The 21,687-nt window shown below is 70.5% G+C and carries 21 protein-coding genes; 16 read left to right on the plus strand and 5 right to left on the minus strand.

All coding sequences use genetic code 11. The annotated features are described in order from the left end of the window. The first annotated feature begins 15 nt into the window (after positions 1-15). Genes aroC through aroB form a run of 3 tightly spaced genes read left to right on the plus strand, consistent with a single transcriptional unit; the run spans position 16 to position 2,890 of the window. Complete coding sequence (aroC, locus tag ACQP09_RS25860; RefSeq protein ID WP_433403657.1) at positions 16-1,200, plus strand: chorismate synthase; 1,185 nt, start codon at positions 16-18, stop codon at positions 1,198-1,200. Further along, positions 1,197-1,724, plus strand: a complete 528-nt coding sequence (locus tag ACQP09_RS25865) for a shikimate kinase (protein WP_433403659.1) — start codon at positions 1,197-1,199, stop codon at positions 1,722-1,724. The genes aroC and ACQP09_RS25865 overlap by 4 nt, the downstream gene beginning before the upstream one ends. After that, positions 1,721-2,890, plus strand: coding sequence for a 3-dehydroquinate synthase (gene aroB, locus ACQP09_RS25870; RefSeq protein ID WP_433403662.1), 1,170 nt, complete (start codon positions 1,721-1,723; stop codon positions 2,888-2,890). Before ACQP09_RS25865 ends, aroB begins: the two co-directional genes overlap by 4 nt. Here the strand turns inward: aroB and ACQP09_RS25875 are convergent. Further along, positions 2,782-3,720: an NAD(P)H-binding protein gene (locus tag ACQP09_RS25875; RefSeq protein ID WP_433403665.1), complete on the minus strand. Its 939-nt coding sequence runs from the start codon at positions 3,718-3,720 to the stop codon at positions 2,782-2,784. The two genes, aroB and ACQP09_RS25875, sit on opposite strands and share 109 nt — an antisense overlap. A gap of 153 nt (positions 3,721-3,873) precedes the next feature. Here ACQP09_RS25875 and ACQP09_RS25880 point away from each other — a divergent pair, with 153 nt between their 5' ends. Continuing rightward, a complete protein-coding gene (locus ACQP09_RS25880) occupies positions 3,874-5,373 on the plus strand; it encodes an MFS transporter (RefSeq protein ID WP_433403668.1) in 1,500 nt (499 codons plus the stop codon). 136 nt (positions 5,374-5,509) lie between these two features. Here ACQP09_RS25880 and ACQP09_RS25885 read toward each other — a convergent pair whose 3' ends face one another. Continuing rightward, on the minus strand, positions 5,510-6,394 hold the full coding sequence (locus tag ACQP09_RS25885; RefSeq protein ID WP_433403671.1) for a helix-turn-helix transcriptional regulator: 885 nt from the start codon (positions 6,392-6,394) through the stop codon (positions 5,510-5,512). A gap of 103 nt (positions 6,395-6,497) precedes the next feature. On the opposite strand from ACQP09_RS25885, the gene ACQP09_RS25890 reads away from it, so the two are divergent. After that, on the plus strand, positions 6,498-8,021 hold the full coding sequence (locus ACQP09_RS25890) for an MFS transporter (RefSeq protein WP_433403674.1): 1,524 nt from the start codon (positions 6,498-6,500) through the stop codon (positions 8,019-8,021). An 82-nt stretch (positions 8,022-8,103) separates the two neighbouring features. On the opposite strand, the gene ACQP09_RS25895 is transcribed toward ACQP09_RS25890, so the two are convergent. Then, positions 8,104-9,540 carry a tyrosine-type recombinase/integrase gene (locus ACQP09_RS25895; RefSeq protein WP_433403677.1) on the minus strand — a complete coding sequence of 479 codons (1,437 nt, stop codon included), beginning with the start codon at positions 9,538-9,540 and terminating at the stop codon, positions 8,104-8,106. Between the two features lie 120 nt (positions 9,541-9,660). Then, positions 9,661-9,927 (minus strand): helix-turn-helix transcriptional regulator, encoded by a 267-nt coding sequence (locus tag ACQP09_RS25900; protein WP_433403680.1) that lies wholly within the window; start codon positions 9,925-9,927, stop codon positions 9,661-9,663. 273 nt (positions 9,928-10,200) lie between these two features. Here ACQP09_RS25900 and ACQP09_RS25905 point away from each other — a divergent pair, with 273 nt between their 5' ends. From ACQP09_RS25905 to cutA, 3 genes are all read left to right on the plus strand, one after another. Further along, positions 10,201-10,881: a hypothetical protein gene (locus ACQP09_RS25905; protein WP_433403683.1), complete on the plus strand. Its 681-nt coding sequence runs from the start codon at positions 10,201-10,203 to the stop codon at positions 10,879-10,881. Positions 10,882-11,143: 262 nt separating this feature from the next. After that, positions 11,144-11,830: a GIY-YIG nuclease family protein gene (locus ACQP09_RS25910; protein WP_433403685.1), complete on the plus strand. Its 687-nt coding sequence runs from the start codon at positions 11,144-11,146 to the stop codon at positions 11,828-11,830. 265 nt (positions 11,831-12,095) lie between these two features. Beyond that, positions 12,096-12,422 carry a divalent-cation tolerance protein CutA gene (gene cutA, locus ACQP09_RS25915; protein WP_129826109.1) on the plus strand — a complete coding sequence of 109 codons (327 nt, stop codon included), beginning with the start codon at positions 12,096-12,098 and terminating at the stop codon, positions 12,420-12,422. Positions 12,423-12,473: 51 nt separating this feature from the next. Here the strand turns inward: cutA and ACQP09_RS25920 are convergent, their stop codons facing one another. Further along, complete coding sequence (locus ACQP09_RS25920; RefSeq protein WP_433403689.1) at positions 12,474-13,721, minus strand: helix-turn-helix domain-containing protein; 1,248 nt, start codon at positions 13,719-13,721, stop codon at positions 12,474-12,476. Positions 13,722-13,978: 257 nt separating this feature from the next. Between ACQP09_RS25920 and ACQP09_RS25925 the strand changes: the two genes are divergently transcribed. The 8 genes from ACQP09_RS25925 to ACQP09_RS25960 all read left to right on the plus strand — a co-directional run bounded on the left by ACQP09_RS25925 (position 13,979) and on the right by ACQP09_RS25960 (position 21,663). Continuing rightward, entirely contained in the window at positions 13,979-14,371 is a 393-nt protein-coding gene (locus ACQP09_RS25925) for an ATP-binding protein (protein ID WP_433406766.1), read from the plus strand. Next, positions 14,329-14,934 (plus strand): hypothetical protein, encoded by a 606-nt coding sequence (locus tag ACQP09_RS25930; RefSeq protein ID WP_433403692.1) that lies wholly within the window; start codon positions 14,329-14,331, stop codon positions 14,932-14,934. The genes ACQP09_RS25925 and ACQP09_RS25930 overlap by 43 nt, the downstream gene beginning before the upstream one ends. 130 nt (positions 14,935-15,064) lie before the next feature. Next, on the plus strand, positions 15,065-15,319 hold the full coding sequence (locus ACQP09_RS25935; RefSeq protein ID WP_030577884.1) for a hypothetical protein: 255 nt from the start codon (positions 15,065-15,067) through the stop codon (positions 15,317-15,319). 84 nt (positions 15,320-15,403) lie between these two features. After that, positions 15,404-16,096, plus strand: coding sequence for an HAD family hydrolase (locus tag ACQP09_RS25940; protein WP_233435894.1), 693 nt, complete (start codon positions 15,404-15,406; stop codon positions 16,094-16,096). Beyond that, a complete protein-coding gene (locus tag ACQP09_RS25945; protein WP_433403696.1) occupies positions 16,093-17,940 on the plus strand; it encodes a hypothetical protein in 1,848 nt (615 codons plus the stop codon). The genes ACQP09_RS25940 and ACQP09_RS25945 overlap by 4 nt, the downstream gene beginning before the upstream one ends. Continuing rightward, positions 17,937-18,887, plus strand: a complete 951-nt coding sequence (locus ACQP09_RS25950) for a thymidylate synthase (protein ID WP_433403699.1) — start codon at positions 17,937-17,939, stop codon at positions 18,885-18,887. The genes ACQP09_RS25945 and ACQP09_RS25950 overlap by 4 nt, the downstream gene beginning before the upstream one ends. 8 nt (positions 18,888-18,895) lie before the next feature. Further along, positions 18,896-20,614, plus strand: coding sequence for a carbamoyltransferase family protein (locus ACQP09_RS25955; protein ID WP_433403702.1), 1,719 nt, complete (start codon positions 18,896-18,898; stop codon positions 20,612-20,614). Next, entirely contained in the window at positions 20,611-21,663 is a 1,053-nt protein-coding gene (locus ACQP09_RS25960) for a glycosyltransferase family protein (protein WP_433403705.1), read from the plus strand. The genes ACQP09_RS25955 and ACQP09_RS25960 overlap by 4 nt, the downstream gene beginning before the upstream one ends. Positions 21,664-21,687: the final 24 nt, after the last annotated feature.

Below are 21,687 nucleotides of genomic sequence, written 5' to 3' on the forward strand. Positions count from 1 at the left end.
GAAAGCAGGGAGAGGATGAGCAGGTTGCGCTGGCTGACCGCGGGGGAGTCGCACGGCCCCGCACTGGTGGCGACGCTGGAGGGACTTCCCGCCGGTGTCCCGGTCACCACGGAGATGGTGGCGGAGGCGCTCGCCCGGCGGCGGCTCGGGTACGGGCGCGGTGCCCGGATGAAGTTCGAGCAGGACGAGGTCACCTTCCTCGGCGGCGTACGGCACGGGCTCACCATGGGCTCCCCGGTCGCCGTCATGGTCGGCAACACCGAGTGGCCCAAGTGGGAGCAGGTCATGTCGGCCGACCCGGTCGACCCCGCCGAGCTCGCCGGCCTGGCCCGCAACGCCCCGCTGACCCGGCCGCGCCCGGGCCACGCCGATCTGGCGGGGATGCAGAAGTACGGCTTCGACGAGGCGCGCCCCGTACTGGAGCGCGCCAGCGCCCGGGAGACCGCCGCCCGGGTGGCCCTCGGCGCGGTGGCCCGCTCGTACCTGAAGGAGACGGCCGGGATCGAGATCGTCAGCCATGTCGTGGAGCTGGGCGCCGCGCGGGCCCCGTACGGGGACGTGCCCCGGCCCGGCGACGTGGAGCGGCTCGACGCGGATCCGGTGCGCTGCCTGGACGCGGACGCGTCCAAGGCGATGGTCGCGGAGATCGACCAGGCCCACCGGGACGGCGACACCCTGGGCGGCGTCGTCGAGGTCGTCGCCCACGGGGTGCCGGTCGGCCTCGGCTCGCACGTGCACTGGGACCGCCGGCTGGACGCGCGGCTGGCCGCCGCGCTGATGGGCATCCAGGCGATCAAGGGCGTCGAGGTGGGCGACGGCTTCGACCTGGCCCGGGTTCCCGGCTCGAAGGCGCACGACGAGATCGTCGCCACCGCCGACGGCATCCGGCGCGCCTCCGGCCGCTCCGGCGGCACCGAGGGCGGCCTGACCACCGGTGAACTCCTGCGCGTAAGGGCCGCGATGAAGCCGATCGCGACGGTGCCGCACGCCCTGGCCACCGTGGACGTCAGCACCGGCGAGGCGGCCGTCGCGCACCACCAGCGCTCGGACGTGTGCGCGGTGCCGGCCGCCGGGATCGTGGCGGAGGCGATGGTGGCCCTGGTCCTGGCCGACGCGGTGGCGGAGAAGTTCGGTGGCGACAGCGTGGCCGAGACCCGCCGTAACGTCTCCGGCTTCCTCGCCCACCTGGAGATCGCATGACCTCCCCCCTGGCCGTACTTGTCGGCCCGCCCGGCGTGGGCAAGTCCTCGGTCGCACGGATCCTCGCGGCGCGTACGGGCACCGAGGCCCGTGACACCGACCGGGACATCGAGCGGCTGACCGGCCGGACCATCGGGCAGATCTTCGCCGAACGGGGCGAGCCGCACTTCCGCGCCATCGAGCACGAGGCCGTCCGCGCGGCGCTGCACCAGCACTCCGGGGTGCTCGCCCTGGGCGGCGGGGCCGTCGTGCACGCGGGGACGCGTGCGGCGCTGCGCGGGCTGCCGGTGGTCTTCCTGGACGCCACGCTCGCGGACGTCCGGGATCGCCTGGGCGCGGACGACTCCCGTCCGCTGCTGCGGGACGACTTCGCCGGCCGGTGGCTCGGCCTGATGTCCCGGCGGCGCCCGCTGTACCTGTCCGTGGCCCGGGTCGTGGTGTCCACCCACGGGCGCACCGCGGCGCAGGTCGCCTCGGTGGTGCGGTCCGAGCTGGCCGCCGCGTCGGTGGGGGTCCCGTCATGACCGCCGTCCGCATCCCCGTCGCCGGGAGCGCCGGGAGCGAACCGTACGAGGTCGTCGTCGGGCGGCGGCTTACCGGCGAGCTGGTCCGGCTGGCCGGGGCCGCGCACCGGGTCGCCGTGATCCACCCGGCGGCGCTGGCCCCGAGGGGCGAGGCCGTCGCCGCGGCTCTCGCGGCCGAGGGGTTCGAGGTGCTCGCCGTCGCGGTGCCGAACGCGGAGGAGGCCAAGACCGCCGAGGCCGCCGCCCACTGCTGGCGGGCCCTCGGGCGGGCCGGGTTCACCCGCAGTGACGTGATCGTCGGCGTCGGCGGCGGTGCCACCACCGACCTGGCCGGCTTCGTCGCGGCCTGCTGGCTGCGCGGGGTGCGCTGGATCGCGGTGCCCACCACCGTCCTCGGCATGGTGGACGCGGCGGTCGGCGGCAAGACGGGTGTCAACACCGCCGAGGGCAAGAACCTCGTCGGCGCCTTCCACCCGCCCGCCGGGGTGCTGTGCGACCTAGCCGCACTGGACACCCTGGACACGCGCGACCACGTCGCCGGCCTCGCCGAGATCATCAAGGCGGGCTTCATCGCCGACCCGGACATCCTCGGCCTGATCGAGGCGGACCCGGAGGCCGCCCGCACCCCCACGGGGAAGCACACCGAGGAGCTGATCGAGCGGGCGATCCGGGTCAAGGCGGACGTCGTGTCGGAGGACCTCAAGGAGTCCGGCCGGCGCGAGATCCTCAACTACGGGCACACCCTGGCCCACGCCATCGAACGGAACGAGGGCTACCGCGTCCGGCACGGCGAAGCCGTCTCCGTCGGCCTGGTCTTCGCCGCCGGACTCGGCCGCGCGACGGGACGCCTGGACGAGGCCACCGCCCGGCGGCACCGCACGATCCTGCGGTCGGTGGGCCTGCCGGTGACCTACCGCGCCGACCAGTGGCCCCGGCTCCTGGCCACCATGCGGCTCGACAAGAAGGCGCGCGGCGACCTCCTGCGGTTCGTCGTCCTCGACGGGCCGACCGCACCGGGCGTACTGGAGGGCCCCGACCCGGTCCTCCTGCACACCGTCTACGCCGAGGTCTGCGCCTCCACGGGCACCGCCGGGGGCTTCTCCGCCGCCTTCTCCACGGCATTCCCCACCGCCTCCGCCTCCTCCGTACGGAAGGCGGCGCCATGACGCCGGGCCCACGCCCGGAACGTACCGGGCTCCCGGCCGATCGCTTCCCGTACCCCGTGGTCCACGGCGCTCTTGGCTCCCCGGGCCTGCCGGTCCGCGCTTTCGAGGAGCGCCGCCGCAAGGGCGTCGGGGTAGCGGGCGCGCCACCTTGCCAGGGCCTCCGCCTCGGTCAGCTCCTCGTGGCGTACCGGCCGGCCCAGCACCTCCGCGAGCTGCGCGGCCTGCTGCCGGGCCGACAGGGGGGCCGGGCCCGTCAGCGCGTAAGCCCGTCCCGCGCACGCGGGGGAGGTCAGGGCGCGGGCCGCCGCCGCGGCCACGTCCCGGGGGTCGACGCAGGAGTTGGCGGAGGAGCCGTGCAGCGTACGTACGACGCCCTCCTCGCGCACGGACCGCGTCCAGTCCAGGCAGTTGGACATGAAGGCGCGGGGGCGCAGCAGCGTCCAGGACAGCCCGGACGCCCGGACGCGCTCCTCGCACGCCCGCTGCCACCGGGTGATCGCGTCCTGCGCCCCGGGGTCGGCGACCGCGAGGGCCGAGACCTTCACGACGTGCCGGACCCCGGCCCGGCGTGCGGCGGTGAGGAGGTGCTCGTCGTGGGTGTCCCGCAGGGGGTCGAACGTCACCGCCAGGAGCGCGTCCGCCCCGGCCAGCGCCCGCGTCAGGGAGGAGATGTCGTCCAGGTCCGTCTCGACGGTCAGGCCGGGCCCCGGCAGGCGGGCCGCCGCCCGTTCCGGGGAGCGGGTCAGGCAGCTCAGGTCGTACCGCGGGGCGAGGAGGCGCGCCACCTGGCCCCCCACCGTTCCCGTCGCCCCCGTCAGCGCTATCCGCAAGGCCTTCTCCTCTCCACGGCTCCATGACTATCACCGGATCTGGCGAAGGAGCGGCTACTATGCCAACATAATAATGAGCACTATGTTTCTTGGCGGGCGGTCATCCCCCTCGTCGCTCCGCGGCCCGGCCGCACTCACTCTGGAGGAAGTACGTTGACCACACACAGCACAACACCCCGCCGGGCCTGGTTCGGCTTCACCCTGGTCCTCAGCCTCGTCGGGCTGGTGGCGATGGACAACTCGGTGCTCTACCTCGCGATGCCGAGCATCAACGACGCCATCTCGCCCAGCGCGAGCCAGGCCCTCTGGATCGTCGACATCTACGGATTCGTGGTGGCCTCGCTGCTCATCGCGTTCGGCAACCTCGGCGACCGGCACGGCCGGCTCAAGTTCCTGCTCGGCGGCGCGATGCTCTTCGGCATCGGATCGGCAGGCGCCACGTTCGCCACCAGCCCGGAACTCCTCATCGCCTCGCGCGGACTGATGGGACTCGGCGGCGCGACACTGCTGCCCTCCGGCCTGGCGATCGTCAGCCACCTCTTTCCCGACGTCAGGCAGCGGGCCCGGGCGATCGGCATCTTCGCGGCCACCTTCGCGGCGGGCTTCGCCGTCGGCCCGGTCGCCGGCGGTCTGCTCCTCGACCGCTTCTGGTGGGGCTCGGTGTTCCTGATCAACCTCCCGGTCGTCGTGGTCTTCCTGGCCTTCGCCCCGAAGCTCCTGAAGGAGGTCCGCGAGGCCCGGCCCGGCCGGGTGGACGCGCTGAGCGTGGCGCAGTCGGCGGTCGGCATCCTGCTCGCCGTCTACTCCGTCAAGGCCGCGGCGGCGGAGGGGTTCTCGGTCGAGCAGCTGGCCATCGGCGCGCTGGGCATCGCCATCCTGGTGTGGTTCGTACGCCGGCAGTTCACGCTGGAGGAGCCGCTGCTCGACCTCGGCCTCTTCCGTGACCGGGTCTTCACCGTCGCCGTACTGACCGGGCTCCTCTCCCTGGTGGCCTGGGCAGCGGCCGGCTACCTCAGCGGTGTCTACCTCCAGTCGGTGCTCGGCTTCACCGTGCTCACCGCGGCGTTCCTCGCCCTGCCGGGCGCGGCGGTGCTCACCGTGGCCTGCATCGGCACGGCGGGCGTGGTCGACCGGATCGGCAAGCGGTCCGCGCTGATCGCCTCGCACTTCTTCATCGGCACCGGACTCCTGCTGCTGATGTTCACCGGCACCACCGCCGGTGCGGCGCTGTACATCGCCTCCACCGTCATCGCGGGCGTCGGCTACGGGCTCTCCTTCAGCCTGGTCGCGGAGACCGCCGTCGCGGCGGTGCCCGCGGAGCGGGCCGGTTCGGCCGGGGCCATCGCGGAGATGAGCAACGAGCTGGGCGGCGCGCTCGGCATCTCCCTGCTCGGCTCGCTCGCCGCGTTCTTCTTCCGGTTCTTCGGCCCCGGCACGGCGGGCACGCTCGACACCACCCTGTCCACACCCGGCCTGTCCGACGAGAGCGCCGCGCAGGCCAAGGACGCCTTCGTCACCGGACTGCACGCGGCGATCGGCGTCGCGGCCGCCCTCACGCTCGCGCTCGGCATCCTCGCGATCCGCTGGCTGCCGCGCGAGGAGCGGAACACGAAGCCCGAGACCCCGGACCGGCAGGAGCAGACCGTGTCCTGAGCACCCGGACCCCGCGTGTCACGAGCACGCGAAACCGCCCGCTCCCAGCACGCGAAACCGCCCCGCTCCTTTCCGTACGGACGCCCCCGGCCCCACCGCGGGCGTCCCCCGGAAGGAGCGGGGCGGTTTCAGCGCCTCAGCGCCGCTCGGCCCGTACGAGGGTGGACTCCGGCTCGTGACCCCGGCCGCTCTGCTGGTTCAGCACGCGCAACGCGTCCGCGGAGGTCGCGTCGTTGGGCGTGTAGATCTCGACCCGGTGGTCGGGGCTGTCGGGCTGGAGCCACACCTGGTAGTCGACGCTCACCGCCCCGACGGTGGGATGCTGCAGATGCATGGCCCCCGTCGTGCAGTCGGAGACGTCACCCGTCGCCCACATCGCGCCGAAGTCCGGGCTGCTCATGGTGAGTTCGCCGATCAGCCCGGCGAGCCGGGCATCCGTCGGATAGCGTCCCGCGGTGAGACGCAGATAGGCGACGTGGACCTTGGCGAGGTCCGGCCAGTTGCGGTACATGTCGCGGGTGTGGGGGTCGAGGAAGAACATCCTGGGGATCGACGGACGCCCCTGCGCGTTCCGCGGCGCCTCGAAGGGGATGTGCTCGGCCACCAGCGCGTGCCCGGTGCGGTTCCACGCGAGGACGTCGCCGCGCCGGCCGAGCACCACCGCAGGCGTGGCATCGCCCAGCGACTCCAGGAGGGTCAGGACCCGCGGGTGGGGCTCTTCGGCGGGCGGATCGCCCAGCCCGGGCTTCACCGACTGCCGGGCGAGGTTGTGCAGATGGACGGTCTCCACCTGGTCGAGCCGGAGCACCCGGGCGAGCGCGTCGAGTACCTGCTCGGAGGCGGTCTCCGCCTGCCCCTGCTCCAGACGCGTGTAGTACCCCGCGCTCACCCCCGCGAGCTGTGCGAGCTCTTCCCGCCTGAGGCCGGGAACCCGGCGGGAGGTGCCGTAGGTCAGCAGACCGATCTCCGCCGGCGTGACCCGGTCACGGCGGCTCTTCAGGAACGTACCGAGGCTCTCCATGCATACGAGCGTAGGGCGCCCGCCCGCTCCGTGGGTGTACCTGTCGGGTGTACCCACACCATGGGGATGGCTGCCGGCTCCGCCGTGCCCGAGTGTCGGCACCATGACTCGACAGCAAGCGAACGACGCACCCGGACTGCGGTCCTGGCTGGGGCTCGCGGTGATCCTCGGACCGGTTCTCCTCGTCTCCATGGACGGCTCGATCCTGTTCCTGGCGATGCCCCGGATCAGCCAGGCCCTCTCGCCCACTGCCGACCAGGCGCTGTGGATCCTGGACATCTACGGCTTCGCCGTCGGCTCCCTGCTCGTCGCCTTCGGCAGCATCGGCGACCGCTACGGCCGGCTGAAGCTCCTGATGATCGGCGCGACCGTGTTCGGACTCGGCTCCGCCGGGGCCGCGTTCGCACCGACCCCCGAACTCCTCATCGCCTGCCGGGCGCTCATGGGCGTGGCTGGTGCGACCCTGCTGCCCTCGGCGCTGGCCGTGCTGAGCGAGCTGTTCCCCGACCCCCGGCGCAGGGCCCAGGCCATCGGCATCTTCGCCGCGGCCTTCGCGGCCGGCTTCGCCATCGGCCCGGTCGTCGGCGGCGCCCTGCTCGGCCCGTTCTGGTGGGGCTCGGTCTTCCTCGTCAACCTCCCCGTCATCGTCGTGTTCCTGGTCTTCGCGCCGGTCCTCCTCCGCGAGGTCCGGTCGGGCGGGACGGGCCGCGTCGACCCCCTCAGCGTCGTGACCTCAGCCGGAGGCCTGCTGCTCACGATCTACGGGATCAAGCACCTGGCCGCCGACGGGATCTCGGCCCTCCCGGTCATCACGGTGATCGCCGGCATCGCCGTACTGACCTTCTTCGGCCTGCGCCAACGGCACCTCGACAACCCGCTGATCGACTTCTCCCTCTTCCGCGACCGCGTCTTCACCATCGCCATCATCACCGGCCTGCTACCTCTGGCCGCATGGTCGGCAGCGGCGTATCTGTCCGGCATCTACCTCCAGTCCGTACTGAACCTGAGCGTCCTGCACGCGGCGCTCCTGGCGCTCCCCGGCGCGGCGGCCCTCACCCTCTCCTGCATCGTCACCCCGGCCGTCGTCGAGCGCATCGGCAAGCGGGCCGCGCTCCTCATCTGCCACTTCTCCATCGCGAGCGGCCTGCTGATGCTGCTCCCCACCACGATCACCGGCGGGATCGGCTGGTACATCGCCTCGACCGTGATCGCGGGACTGGGATACGGCATCTCCTTCGCCGTCGTCGCGGACACCGCGGTCGGCGCGGTCCCCGCGGAGCGGGCGGGTTCGGCCGGCGCGATCGCCGAGACCAGCAACGAGATCGGCAACGCCCTGGGCATCGCGATCCTCGGCTCCCTCGCCGCGCTGCTCTTCCGCCTCCAGGGCCCGGACCTCGCCCCCACCCTCGACGAGACCCTCCAGCTGCCCTCCCTGCTCCCGTCCGCCGTCCAGGACGCGAAGTCCGCGTTCGTCACCGGCCTGCACGTCGTCGTGGTCGTGGCGAGCCTCCTGCACGCCGCCCTCGGCACGGCCGCACTGCGCTGGCTCCCCAGGTCGGCCCCGAAGGAGCAGACCGCCGAGGTGCCCGAGCAGCCCGCGGAGGAGCGCATCGCGAGCAAGCAGTAGCTCCGGAGACTCTCCGCCGTACGGACGGGAAAGGCCCTGACAGCGCCGAAAGGCAGGGACGCGCTGTTCAGGGCCTAGAACGTCAGCACTCGATGATGTTCACCGCGAGCCCGCCCCGGGCGGTCTCCTTGTACTTGACGGACATGTCCGCCCCCTGCCGTGCTATGCCCTTGACCTGCATGTTCGAGAGTATCCGAGGGGTGTTCGGCACCGGCAGGGACTTCTCAGGGACTTTCGGACGGGAGGGGTCCCGCAGCCAGGCGTCCATCGCGGCGATCCCTCGCTGCCCCGCACCGGGCATGAAGTGAGCGTAGTGGTCGAGGGTGACCTTCGGTGTCGAGTGCCCGAGCCACTTGGACAGGCTGACGACCGACTCGCCGGCCTCCAGCTGCACGCTCGCGTAGGTGTGGCGGAGGACGTGGAACATGTCCTCGCGTGGGGCGGCGTAGAGCAGGACCCGGCGAACCCGGTTGCCGTCGCGCCGTACCTTCTCGCCCACGGGCTTGATCAGCCCGGCGGCGGCGAGCGCACGCTTCCAGCTGCGGTCGTTCCAGGTGCGGTAGTAGATGCGGTTGCCGTGCGACGAGGTGAGGATCAGTTCGACCGTGATCGGCTTCCGCTGGCGCTCCTCGAGCGCGGTGGTCGGGGCCTCCGGGTTCCGCCAGGGCAACGTGCAGGAAGTCGACGGGAACCGGCGGAAGTGAGCTCGGGCCCGGAGGGTGAGGTTGGCCGGCAGGGGGACCTCGCGGGTCTTGCGCCCCTTGGGGAGCGAGAAGTAGGGGCGGCCTTTGATGTCCCACCTGAGCTGGCGGCGGATGTGGACGACTCCAGCCGCGAAGTCGAAGTCCTCTTCGGCGAGACCGAACGCTTCTCCTTGGCGCAGCCCGAGGCCGATGCCGAGATCGACCGCGATCTGGTAGCGGTCCTGCAACTCCGCGCGGACGGCGTCGACGACCTCACGTGACCACGCCTTGGCCTTGCTGTCGATTGCTCGTGGGGGCTTGACGCTGTTCTTCGCCTTCATCGGGTTGCGCAGCAGACGCTGGTCGTCGACGGCGCTGCCGAGGATCGAGGACAGGTGTCCCCAGATCACCTCTGCTGTCGACTCTTCGACCCTCGTGAGTAGCGCTGCCTTGAAGGTCCGTAGAGCGGACGCGTCGATCTCACGCAGGGCGTAGTCGCCCACCAACGGGATGATGTGGTTCCAGATGCGGCTGCGCATCGGGTCCGCCGTCGAGGGTTCGTCGGAGCGGCCCGCCCACCAGTACTCGGCGATGTAGTCGGCGACAAGTATCTCGCCCTTGCGGGGATCGACGAACTCACCACGGCTGGAGTCCGTCTTGGCGCTGGCGAGCCACTGCTTCGCGTCCTCGCTGGTGTGGAACGACCGGTCCTGGATGCCGGGAATCCCCTTCACTCGGTAGCGCTTCCCGGTGCCGTAGATCGCGGTCCGCTCCCGCTTCCCGGTCAGCTTGTCGGGGCGCTTCTTCAGCCATCGGTCTTCTATGTAACCCGCCATGACGGGGCCCTCCAGTGGTGCGTGATCATGAGCTGGTCGGTGTTAACGCGATCTGCGGCACGATCCAATCCCCGTGCGGAGAACTTCTTCTCGGGGAGGCCGGACGCGTAAGCCACTGTGCTACTGCATGGCCTTAGAGCGCCGTTGCGGCTTCCGGCTCAGCGGGTCGAGGACGCGGTTGGAGCGGGAGTCCGCTCGCTCCTGATCGCGGACCCACTCGTCGAGCGCCGTGATCCGGTACATCACGCGCCGTCCCATGCGGAAGCTGGGAGGCCCCTGTCGGCGGTGTCGCCAGACGTACAACGTGTTGGGTGAGATGCCGAGGTACTCGGCAGCACTGGGGAGGGTCAAGAAAGCGGTCTGGGATGCTCCGCGCGGCTCCGGCATGGGTCGACTCCTGTCGTGTGGGGCGATGACAGGACGAGATTCCAGGGAAAGGCCGAGTTGGACGAACCGGGTTCTTGCGATAAAGAGGGCGTTGCTGAAATGGATCTTGTGATGCCGAAGCAGCTAACGGTGGTTGTCCGCTGCGCTAAGGCCGAGGCATGGGTCTGCAAACGAGAGCGGGACTGGCCACCCGTCGGACAGCCCGGTTCATGAAGCGCGAGGTTAGCGGTCAAACTGTGGGTCGGCGCATAACTGACCTGGAACGGAGACGCCGTGACGGAACTCCCCACAGACGCCCAGCCCATCGAAGCCGTACCGACGGAGTACAGCGGCACCACTTTCCGTTCTCGGCTCGAAGCCGACTGGGCCTGCACCCTCGACACCAACAGCATCCTCTGGCAGTACGAGCGTGAGCGAATCACCCTGCCGTCAGGGGCGCATTACCTGCCGGACTTCTGGCTGCCCGAGATCGGGACATGGCTTGAGATCAAGGGACCATCCACGCCCCGTAAGGAAAAGGCCGTCGAGCTGGGCAAGGCGCGCGCCTGCCCCTGCGACGGCCCCTGCGCCTGTGCGTGGCCCGGTGGCGAGATGGTTCTTCTTGGCTGGGTCGCGGAACGCACCCATGGCGACATCAACGTGGCTCGCAGCCGTTCGGGCTATGCCAGTTGGGCCGCCGCTTACGGGCCCAGCGCGTACTTCGTGTTGTGCCCCTGGTGCGGGCTCAGACAGTGGATCACTCTGCGCCGTCCGTGGAAGTGCCGTGCCTGTTGCCGCAGTCTGGAAAGCGAGGAGCTCTACCAGCCCCACGACCGTGTGCTGCCCTTCGGGAGCGGCTCGGTGTGGTCGCCTGCGGACACGGCGGCCATCCGCAGGGAGATCGCCGCACAGATAGCCGAGGCAGAGGCCGCCGACTTGGAGGACTCTCGCTCGGAGGCCCCGTACCAAGAGTGAGGGCGCGGGCGCGTAATGCTCGCCCACTCGCGAGTGAAGGTCCACCCTCGGCCGGGCACCGAATGGGCGCCGTGCGGTCGCCACAAGGCGGCGGTACTTCGACGGCTCTCCGGGGGCGGTCGGCCGAGGGCGCTGAACCCCACAGGTCTGGAACAGATCCGCGCGCCCGGCGTTTTCACAACATGGCGGCCCGAACACTGCGGGCCGCCTCCGCCGAAGGAGGCTCATCATCCGCGTCTACCGCCGACATCCCTACGCCGTCTTGGTCGACGCCGTCACCCTTCTCAATCAGGACCTGAGCCCCACCGCCCGCCTTACATACGCCGTCCTCACCGCAGACCAGCAGGTCGACGAGGGCAGCGACACCTTCGACCTGGACCACATTGCCCGCGTTGTGGGCCTGGCCGACTCGGACGCGCTGCTACCAGTCCTTGCTGAACTCACCGCGGTCGGTGTAGTCGACAAGCGTGAGCACCACGGCCTGGGTCTTGTCCTCTCCGTGAACCTCGAGGCGATACCTCCAGCCGACCAGCAACCGTGCGTGCCCTGCGACGACTGCGGCCAGTGCTCGTGCGGTGGCCTGAGAGGGGTTTGCCAGCCCTGCTCAGAGGTCCGGGCATCACGTGTCCCCGAGGCGGAGAGCACCAAAGAGATGGACTTCCGGTGGGTCTATGCCGTATCCACCGAAGCCGACCCGAAGTCCATAAAGATCGGTGTTGCCGGGAACATCCAGAAGCGCCTTAAGCAGCTTCAGATTGGGTCGGCGTCTCCCATAGTGCTGCGCTGGCAGTCGCCGGGCGGATTTCCGTTGGAGAGCCACCTCCACGAGAAGTTCACCCGGCTGCGGATCGTAGGGGAGTGGTTCAACTTCCAGCGCACCGCAGACCCAGTGAAGGCCATCAACAAGGCGGCGCGGACCTTCCTTCAGCAGTACGACGCCACCTATTGAGGCTGAGCCCGTGGGATCGTTGCCGGTCAGGCAGTTCTGATGTCCAGACCGATCTCGGCGAGGCTGCGCCCCGGCAACGCATCACCTGGGTCGCTGTCGACCAGCTGCGCCTTCACAGTGGCGTCGAAGAAGCGCTCCTTTCGCGGGATCACAGGTGCTTCAGAAGCAATCAGTGCGTTTGCGCGGTCTCCCGCCGGCTAGCACTCGCTGGCCTACGTCGAACACATGGATAGGGTCGCGGTACCCGAGCTGGAGAGGTAGCCGCATGGACCACGAGATCGTGATCGCGCAGACGACCAGTGACGACGAGGAGCAGGCGAAGACCCTCGCCAGAGGCGCTGTTGAGAGCAAGCTGGCGGCGGGCGTTCACATCGATGCGCCCATCACCGCCTTCTACTGGTGGCAGGGGAAGGTCGAAACGGCTCAGGAGTGGCGGATCTCCTACATGACGTCGTCGGATCGCCTCCCCGCGCTGGAGGCATGGCTGCACGAGAAGCACCCGTACGACGTCCCCCAGTGGGTCACGCTGCCCGTGACTGGAGGGTCGGAGGCGTACTTGTCCTGGGTCGTCGACGAGACGCGCCCGCAGTAGAGGTCACCACTGCGGCGCCTCGCTCTCACCGAGCCTGTGCGTTTGGACGCTTCACAGCGTCGCTAACGTCAGTAGGTGGCTGGCCAGATCATGCTCGGTGTCGGGGAGGCCGGCAGCGATGGCCTGCGCCCGCTGACGGCCCATGGTGTTGGGCTTCGACTCCGCCGCTGCTGCGAACTGGTGCGCGACGTACGCCCCGCGGTCTACGTCGCCGCCGCGCAGAAGTGCGGACGCCAGGTCCCCCAGGACGACCACACCGGATTCGGGTAGTCCGCCGCCGAGGCGCTCGACTGCGGAGTCGACCGTGGCCGTCAGCTCCTGACGCTTGAGTTCGCCGTAGACCGAGAGGGTTAAGGAGTCCATCCGGTACGGCGTCACGAAGCGGACCCACGCCTGCTCGCTCGTATGGTCGGCGAAGTCATAGGCGAACCTGGCCTGGTCCAGCGCGCGAAGGGCGGCGGCGTCATCGCCCGACTGGGCGGCCTCCTCCGCGTACCGGCCCAGGGCCCATGCTGCGGCGGTTGCATTGCCACGTCCGCGTACGTCCTGAGCTGCCTGCGAGAGCATCTCCAGCGCCTTAGCAGGGCTGGGCGCACCGTAGCTCGCGTAGCCCAGAGCCAGGGCGCGCAGAGGGGGGTGCCCAGCCTTCTTCGCGCACTCCGAGGTCACTCCGTAATAGGAAGTGGCCTTGTCGTGCTCGCCTAGGTCCCAGGCAACCCATCCGGCAAGAGCAGCGGTCTCTCCCGCCGCGATGGTCAGCGCTCGCTCGTGGGTTCCGGCGCGGGGGAGGGCTGCGCTGATCGCGTCCAAGTGCGCCTCGACCCGAGACTGCAGGCTGAGCGCGCTCTCGTTCAGCTCGTCCACGTGCAACCGGGCCGCATGATCGATAAGCACCCGCGCGGACTCAGGGTCGATCTTGGAACCCTTGCTGAGTGCGTAGGCCAGCCGGCCCCACGGCTCGGCAGCCGCAGCCGCACCGATGACTGCGCCTCCCAGCAGCGTTCGGCGTTTCACGTCGTCCAGGTCCTCCGCTTCGGCCTTGTTCTTCTCTCGCCGCCTTGCGCGGGCGGCTTTCGCCTCGCGCAGCAGCGGCTCCAGCGGGACGCCACAGGCCAAAGCGATGTTCCCCAGGGTGTGGTCCGTCGGAACGTTGGCACCGTTCTCGTACCGGTTCACCTCTCGGCGGGTCATCGTTGCCCGGCCGGAAGCGGCGTTGATCGCACCGGCCTGCTCGTCCTGCGTCCGATTCGCGTTACGCCGCAGGTGACGGAGCAGCTCGGCAAATGGATCCACTGCCATGAGTCTGGCCCCTATCCGTGGGAGAAAGCCAATACTCCCCCCAACTTCCCAGTGATTTTTCCCCCTTGACGAAGATTTCCCCCCTCCGGTTTCCCCTGTTCCGGATCGCGCAGCCACGGTGCGATGTGCGCATGACCACACACCGGACAGCAACGCCACCCCGACCTGGGGGTGAGGACGGTGGCGCCCACGTCGTCGGCGCCGCGACCGCTCGGTGTCCTCTGACCTCTCACGTCTTCGAGATGGCCATGGAGCCGATGGATGTGCACGTCGCTCAAGCACGACGAACCACGGCCACCGTCCTGAAGCAGTGGTCGTTGCCGGAGGCGCCGGCAGAAGACGCCCAACTCGTCGTCTCGGAGTTGGTGTCCAACGCGATCATCCACGGTTCCGGGGATGTCCGACTGCGACTGCGACACGACGACCACGAGCTTCGAATCCGAGTCACCGACGACAGCACCGCACCGGCGAGGCGACGACGTGCAAGTGCCGCCAGCCTCGGTGGTCGAGGGCTGCACCTCGTCGCCTGCCTGTCGCTTCGGTGGGGCGTCGCGGACGGCGGCCGAACTACGTACGCGGTCATCCCCACTCTCACGGAGGCACCCCCATGTCGCCGCACGGCGCAGTCAAGCACGGACCCGACGTGTTGAGCCTCGTTGCCTTCTACCGGGGGCGTGAGAAGCACACGGGCGGTGGGTCGCCGATTGCTGGCAATGACACCCGAGAGGGCCCAACACCTCTCCCGGTGAAGCGCCAGTCCCGAGCTGGCCAACTCCGAGGCATCCGACAGCACTTCTACCGACAGGTCGTCGACACGCAGGACGATCAGCCGCTGCGCGTGCTGGCGTACAGCTTGGTACCGAGTCCGAGAGCCCGACCTGACGAGGACTGGGGGACGCTACAGGCTGAGGCCGACCAGCTCGGTTACGCGATCGCCGCCCGGCTCCACGATGTGGCCGTCCCGGTGGCCACGACGTACTTCCCGGCATCCAGTGCGAGCCAGGGCGTCTACACGCCGCCTTGGGATCGACCTGGTTGGCGGGAAGCCGAGCGGCAGCTCCGAGAGGGCTTGGCCGACGGCGTGATCGTCCTCGACCGGCACAACATCAGCTCCGACGACGACGAGTACCACGCCGTGATCAGACACCTGGGCGAGCACTGCAGGGCGTTTCTCCGCCTCGTGATCTCCGAGGAGCCCGTCGCGCCGACTTGAAGGCGTCCACTGCGCTGGATGGACAGGAAGGGCTGGGGCTGGCGGCAGATCGGCGCCCAGGTCGTCCTGATCGTCACCGTGAGCGTCGCACTCGCCTTCACCTTCAAATACACCTGACCGAGGGCTGACCATGAATTTCGAGGGACACACCGATCGTGCGCCGCGCCTCCTGCCGCACCGCGAGCAGGGCGAAGCGCTCCTCGCCATCCGGGAAGCCGCCCCGACGGCGCCCAGCGAAGAGGGCATCGATCTCTTCGCCGTGCCCGCCGGCGAGGTTCAGGGGCGCGGCTTCGACCTCTCGCGCTTTCACCGGCTCTCGCGCCTGCCGGCCGCGCCGAATGGATCGGTCTCGCCCTCGACTGACGGTCCGCCGGAAGCGGCCTGACTGGCCCTGGCCCAGTACCCCGAGTTGGAACTCGAACCGGGCTTGGCCCTCTGAGGCGCGACGACCCCTGACGAAAGGATGATCATGACCATTCCCGCTCACGAATCGCCACCGGCTCCGGCCGCACCCAACGACCACAGGTCGCGCGCTCTTCTTCTCGATCTCGACGGCGTCCTGCTCGACACGCGTCCGGTGATGCGGAAGGCGTGGCAGAGGGTCCAAGAGATCCATGGCGTCGCGCTCCCCTTCCGCGACTACGAGCGCCATCTGGGCCGCGAGTTCGGCGACATCATGCAGCGGCTGGGCGTGACCGACACCGAAGCGATCCGCCGGACGTACGAGGCGGAGTCCGTGGCCACCGCGCACCTCGCGGAGGAGTTCGCCGGCATCGTCGAGACGCTCCACGCCTTCGTGGCCGCCGACTGGCGGCTGGGCGTCGTGACGTCCAAGCACGTCGACCGGGCGGCCCCGCTCCTCGCGCGCCTCGGTTGTCCCTTCGCGACCATCCGCACGCCCGCCGGAGCGGGCCGGACGAAGCCGGCCCCGGACCCGCTCCTCCTGGCGCTGGTCGACCTGGGAGTCGACCCCGCCTCCGCCGTCTACGTGGGTGACATGGCGGTCGACCAGGAGTCGGCCGCACGCGCCGGCGTCCCCTATGTACACGCTGCATGGGGCTACGGGCAGCCGACGACTCCCGACCCTGAGACGGCCGCGTCGCCCAAGGAACTGCTGAGTCTCCTCCCCGCCAAGCAGCTCGTCGAGGGGAGCGCGGCGTGAGTCCCCGCACGACTGGCGGCCTCGGCCTGGTCCGCTCCTCCAACACCGGGAAGCCGACGTGGGCTCTCGTCGGAACCGGTGCCCTGGCGCGCGCGCGAACGGACCACGTCCACACCACGGACCTGGAAGCGACGACCGTCGACAAGCAGTTACTGCGCTCCGGCGTCGAAGACGTCATGGCCGCCCTCGACCACTACAGCACCACACTGGCCTCCACCCCGGGCGGAGCCGGCTGGCTCCACGTCCAGCACGTCCCCGTGCGACGCTTCGTCGCCGAGATCGTGCGCAAGCTCCTGGCCCTGAACGCCTGGGCACCGTTCGCCTCGACCCCAGGGCCCCTGACCCTGGCCCCGTACGAAGGACTCGTGGGACTGCGGTCGAGCAGCTCGCGTGAGTACCTGGCCTACACCGTGACGTGGTCCGGCGTCGCGTACGTGCTCGGTGCTGCGGCACCGCACAACCCGACCCGCTCCGCCCAGCTCCGCAACCGCGCCCGGACGAGTACGGCGAACACGGAGCCGAGCCCGCTCCCCTCGGATCTCGGACGGCAGGACGTTCTGGCGCTGTCGTGGACCTCCCGCCACGCGGCCACGCTGACCCCGGTTCTCGCCGAACTGGCGCGCGGCGGGCAGAGGAGTCTCCTGCTCGATCTCGCCACTGACGCCGCCGAGCGGTGCAGCGCGGGATCGGTCACGGGTATCGAGCTGCGCTCGGCCCCGAGCGACCTCTTCACCCTCTCCGGCACCGCCGAGGGCCTCCACCGTCCCGACGACGAGCACGTCGTCCAGGTGGAAGGCCACGGTGTCCAACTTGCCCGGCTCATGAGGCTTTTGTCGGTGCTCATGGAGACCAGCGGGGGCTGCACCCAGCCGTCGTGGCGGACGGTGGTGCGGGCGGAGAGCTGGCTCGACGACATGTTGTCGAGCACCCGGCCGCACACCGTCCTGCTGAGCAACGACACCAGCCCCCTGGGCGTGCTGGCCGCGCACGCCGCCGAGCGGCACGGGGCGAACTCGGTTCACGTCCAGCACGGGGCGTGGACGGCAGGGTCGGTCGCCTGGCCGGCCCTGCACAGCCGCGACATCGTCGTCATGGGCGAGCGGGACCTCGCTCTGGGCCAGAGGTGGGCACGCCACCCCGAGGTCGAGGTGCACGTCCTCGGGCAGCCCCGCTTCGACGTCCTCGCCGGCCTAAGCCGCCAGGCACAGCGCCGATACCTGGAGAAGCTGCTCGCTTCGGGGGGCCGCCGCGCGCCCGCCCGGATCGCGGTGTGGGCCTGCCAGCCCTTCAACCCCGATCACCTCAACTCCCACGCGGACCTCCTCCTGGACGGGCTCGCCGAGGCGGACGGCGACTGGGGGCTCGTCATCGCTCCACACCCGGCGCAGGGAGCCGACGCCTTCAACGCTCTGGTGAAGCGGGCCGACGGGACGCCCGTCGCGGTGGCCGATCCCCGGGTCGGAGCACGAGGCTGCCTCGCCGGCGCTGACGCAGTAGCGAGCGCGTATTCGACGTGCGGGATCGAAGCCGCACTGCTCGGCATCCCGGTCCTCGAAATCGGCCCGACGGGCGAACGCACCCTGGGCCTGACCAGCCACGGACTGGCGACCCGGTGCGAGGCCACCGGTGACGTCGCCGAAGCGCTCTCCGGCGTGCGCGGGGACCCTACACCGATCCCGCGGGCGGCCCTGGACGAGGTCTGCCGGTGGCGCGGCGACAGCGCCGCTCGGATCGCCCGGCTCATCACCGACCGCGCCACCTCCGGCCCGAGGGCCGACGACCCCACCCACCACCACCCGGGCGCCGCTGCGTCGCCCCAGGACGAAGGAGCATCCGTCCGATGACATCCCTCACGGCCGACAGCATCGCCGAGCTGTTCTCCGGCGCCGTCACGCTGGCCAAATCCGGCGAGAGGATCAGCCCCCGGGGCATGGCCACGCACGAAGTCCGCGACGTGCACCTGCTGCTCACCCAGCCGCGCGCCCGCCTGCTCTACGCCCCGCCCGCCCGGATCGTGAATCCGGCCTTCGCCGTCGCCGAGACGGTCTGGCACCTGTCCGGCTCCAACGCCCCGTGGATCTTCGACTACAACAACCGGCTGCGGCAGTTCGCCGACGACGGCGTCCTCCTGGGGGCGTACGGCCCCAGGATGCGGAAGTGGGGCGGCAAGGTCGACCAACTCGCCCGCGTCGTGGAGATCCTCCAGGCCGACCCCGACTCCCGGCGAGCCCTGATCCAGCTCTACGACCCGGCCCAGGACGCCGCAGGGCACAAGGACGTGCCCTGCACCCTCGGGTTCCGGTTCCACCTGCGCGCCGGCCGCCTGCACATGGCGACCATGATGCGCGGCCAGGACGTATGGATCGGCATGCCGTACGACGTGTTCTTTTACAGCGTGCTGCACGAGCTGGTCGCCGGGTGGCTCGACGCGGAACTCGGCGAGTTCCACCTGCACATCGGCTCGCTGCACATCTACGACGAGCACATCGAGCAGGCCGACGCGCTGACCTCGCTCTCGGCGAGCGAGGTCATGCCCGACCTGCGAACGTCCTGGACGGGATTCTCCGGCCTGCTCGACCAGGTCGAGGCCCGCGACGTGACCGGCCATCCCGGCTGGGACGCGATGTCCGAGACGCTGCGCAGTTACCGGCTGTGGAAGGACGGCAAGCGCGAGCAGGCGTGGCGGGCGGCCGACACGATCGACGGACCCCTCGGCCGGGCCCTCACCAGCTGGTACGGAGAGCTGGAGCGGCGCTCGACCAAGCGCGCCGCGACGGCCGGGGCAAGGTGACCGCCGCCATGAAGCACACCCCCTCCGTGATCCTCGGCCTGTGCTCGTACACCCACGACTCCTCGGCCGCCCTTCTCGTGGACGGTGAACTCGTCGGCTTCGTCGAGGAGGAACGCCTCTCCGAGCAGAAGCACACCAAGCTCTACCCGGCCCGCGCCGTGGGATGGCTCCTCGACCAGGCCAAACTGAGCGCCAGCGACGTGGACGCCGCCGCCTACAACTTCCAGCCCGCCCGTTACCTCGCCGAGTTGCCCGTCGCGCTGCGCATGGCGCTCTCGCCGATCACGCGCGAACGCAGCCTGGCCCGCGCCCACGGGTTCGCCAAGGTCGCCCTGCGCACCCGGCGGCGGCTGCGCGTCCTCGGCAGCCAGTTCCCCTCGGCCCGCGTCACATCGGTCCTGCACCACCGAGCCCACCAGCTCACGGCCTACGCCGCCTCCGGCTGGGACGAAGCGGCCGTACTCGTCGTCGACAGCCTCGGCGAGCGGCAGACCACCACGATCGCCCACGGCCACGGCGTTCAGCACCCCCGCGTCCACACCCTGGAAGCGATCAACGACCCGGCCTCCCTCGGCTACGTGTACGGCGCCGTCACCGAGCACCTGGGCTGGCGGCGGGGCGACGAGGAAGGCACCGTCATGGCGCTGGCCGCCCTCGGTGACCCAGCCCGCTTCCGGCACCTGTTCACCACGGCCGTCCGCACGACGGCCACGGGCTTTCGCATCCACCCCGGCTACTTCCCGACGCGCACCCTCACCTCGGGATACCCGAGAACATCTCGGCGGTTCGTCGCCGAGACCTGCCCCGAGCGGCACCCGAGCGAGCCGCTCACCGACGTCCACCGAGACCTGGCGGCTGCCCTCCAGGAGCGGACCGAGCAGGTGATGGTTCACCTTGCCCGCCGCGCCCGTGTGCTTACCGGCTCCCGGCGTCTGTGCGTAGGCGGCGGCGTCGCCACGAACTGCGTCAGCATCGGGAAGATCATCGAGGCTGACATCTTCGACGAGGTGTTTGTCCCGCCGGCGCCCGGAGACGCCGGAACCGCCATCGGGGCCGCCCTCGCCGTGCATGTCGATGGGCGCAGCCCTCGCCCGGTCGCCGGCATCGCCCGCCACTGTTACCTCGGCCCCTCCTACGAGGACCAGCCCCTCGACCTGGCCCCCTGGCCCGGCCTCCGCCAGAAGACCCCCTGCATCGAGACCGCCGAGTTCCTCGCCGACCAGCTCGCCCACGGCGTGATCGCCGGACTGTTCCAGGGAGGGGTTGAGGCCGGGCCGCGTGCCCTGGGCAACCGCTCGATCCTCGCCTCCCCGCTGGAGCCCGGCGTCGTCGAGCGGCTCAACGCCACCGTGAAGTTCCGCGAACCGTTCCGGCCCTTCGCCCCTATGGTCCCGGCCGAGCGCGCCGCCGAGTTCTTCACCCTCGGCCAGTCGGCCCCGTACATGTCCATGGCCTCCGGGGTGACGGACCTGACGCACGAGCGGGTGCCGGCCATCGTGCACGGCAACGGCACCTCCCGCCTGCAGACCGTCACCCGGTCGCAGAACCCCTTCATGCACGCGGTGCTGACCGCCTTCGGCCGCCGAACCGGCATCCCCGTGCTGATCAACACCTCCCTCAACGTCAAGGGCAAGCCGATCTGCGGGACACCCGAGATGGCCCTGGACTGCCTGGCCAACTCCGGCCTCGACGCCCTGCTCCTCGAAGGGCGGTGGATCACCAAATGAAGATCGGATACAGCTTCTGGGGCTTCCTCGGCAACGGCGTCACCGACACCCCCGACGGAGGCCGCAGCCACCGCCGCCCCTTCATCGACGCCCTCCTTGCCCGCGGTCACGAGATCGTCTTCCTCCAGCCCGACCGTGACCGCCTCGAAGCCGATGACGACCTCGGCGGCGCGTACACCTTCGACGACGGCCTGCCCGGCATCGACGCTCTGTTCCTGGAGTGGCGCTGGGCGATCTCCGGCCGCAACACCACCGTGTGCGGCAGCGAGGGGCACACCTGCGACCTCCACCGGCAGGCCCAGCTCATCAACCACTACACGGCCCGGCACCGGACGCCCACCGTCATCTGGGACAAGGACCGCACCCTGCGCGCCGAGAGCGTGTGGCGCCGTACAGCCCACACCCGCGTCTGCGAGGCCGCGCTCGCGCCAACCCCCGGAGCGCACTCGCTGCTCTTCCCCGTCGCCGAGGACCTCCTCGCCCAGGCCGATGCCCTCACCCTGGCGGCGCGGCCCCGGGATCTCGCGCTCGGCTACGTGGGCAACCAGTACGACCGCGACGAGTCCTTCGACCGCTTCTTCGCCCCGGCAGCCGCTCGCGTCGAGCACCTGATCGCCGGGAAGTGGACCAAGACCGGCCGCTGGCCGCACGTCCGGTTCGCGGGCCGGATCCCGTTCGAGGACGCCGCTGGCGTCTACGGCCGGTCCCTGGCCACGGTGCTCATGCTGCCCGAGCGGTACGCCGCCGTCGGGCAGATGACTCAGCGCATCTTCGAGGCCGTGCTCGCCGGCTGCCTGCCGCTGGCCCCGGCGGACATCCGCTTCGCCGACCGGTTCGTCCCGAAGGAACTGGTCGTGCGCTCCGGCGACGACGTCCTCGAACGCCTCTCGTACCTGAGCGAGATCGCCGGCACCGAGCGGCACGCCGCCCTGATCGCCGCATGTGTGGACCGCCTGCGCCTGTTCGGCCTGTGCAGGCAGGTCAACACCCTGGAGTCCGTCCTGCACGGCCTCCTCCAGACCACGGCGACCGAGCGGGGAGCTGCCTGATGCAGACCGCTCGATCGACCACGG

Origin of the sequence: Streptomyces sp. CA-146814 (assembly GCF_050942385.1) — a bacterium.
Classification (GTDB): domain Bacteria; phylum Actinomycetota; class Actinomycetes; order Streptomycetales; family Streptomycetaceae; genus Streptomyces.

Excerpts from the sequence above, each read along its gene's own strand:
- aroC (WP_433403657.1), top strand. The coding sequence starts at position 16 with ATGAGCAGGTTGCGCTGGCTGACCGCGGGGGAGTCGCACGGCCCCGCA.
- ACQP09_RS25865 (WP_433403659.1), top strand. The coding sequence starts at position 1,197 with ATGACCTCCCCCCTGGCCGTACTTGTCGGCCCGCCCGGCGTGGGCAAG.
- aroB (WP_433403662.1), top strand. The coding sequence starts at position 1,721 with ATGACCGCCGTCCGCATCCCCGTCGCCGGGAGCGCCGGGAGCGAACCG.
- ACQP09_RS25885 (WP_433403671.1), bottom strand. The coding sequence starts at position 6,394 with ATGGAGAGCCTCGGTACGTTCCTGAAGAGCCGCCGTGACCGGGTCACG.
- ACQP09_RS25890 (WP_433403674.1), top strand. The coding sequence starts at position 6,498 with ATGACTCGACAGCAAGCGAACGACGCACCCGGACTGCGGTCCTGGCTG.
- ACQP09_RS25895 (WP_433403677.1), bottom strand. The coding sequence starts at position 9,540 with ATGGCGGGTTACATAGAAGACCGATGGCTGAAGAAGCGCCCCGACAAG.
- ACQP09_RS25900 (WP_433403680.1), bottom strand. The coding sequence starts at position 9,927 with ATGCCGGAGCCGCGCGGAGCATCCCAGACCGCTTTCTTGACCCTCCCC.
- cutA (WP_129826109.1), top strand. The coding sequence starts at position 12,096 with ATGGACCACGAGATCGTGATCGCGCAGACGACCAGTGACGACGAGGAG.
- ACQP09_RS25920 (WP_433403689.1), bottom strand. The coding sequence starts at position 13,721 with ATGGCAGTGGATCCATTTGCCGAGCTGCTCCGTCACCTGCGGCGTAAC.
- ACQP09_RS25925 (WP_433406766.1), top strand. The coding sequence starts at position 13,979 with ATGGATGTGCACGTCGCTCAAGCACGACGAACCACGGCCACCGTCCTG.
- ACQP09_RS25930 (WP_433403692.1), top strand. The coding sequence starts at position 14,329 with ATGTCGCCGCACGGCGCAGTCAAGCACGGACCCGACGTGTTGAGCCTC.
- ACQP09_RS25935 (WP_030577884.1), top strand. The coding sequence starts at position 15,065 with ATGAATTTCGAGGGACACACCGATCGTGCGCCGCGCCTCCTGCCGCAC.
- ACQP09_RS25940 (WP_233435894.1), top strand. The coding sequence starts at position 15,404 with ATGACCATTCCCGCTCACGAATCGCCACCGGCTCCGGCCGCACCCAAC.
- ACQP09_RS25950 (WP_433403699.1), top strand. The coding sequence starts at position 17,937 with ATGACATCCCTCACGGCCGACAGCATCGCCGAGCTGTTCTCCGGCGCC.
- ACQP09_RS25955 (WP_433403702.1), top strand. The coding sequence starts at position 18,896 with ATGAAGCACACCCCCTCCGTGATCCTCGGCCTGTGCTCGTACACCCAC.
- ACQP09_RS25960 (WP_433403705.1), top strand. The coding sequence starts at position 20,611 with ATGAAGATCGGATACAGCTTCTGGGGCTTCCTCGGCAACGGCGTCACC.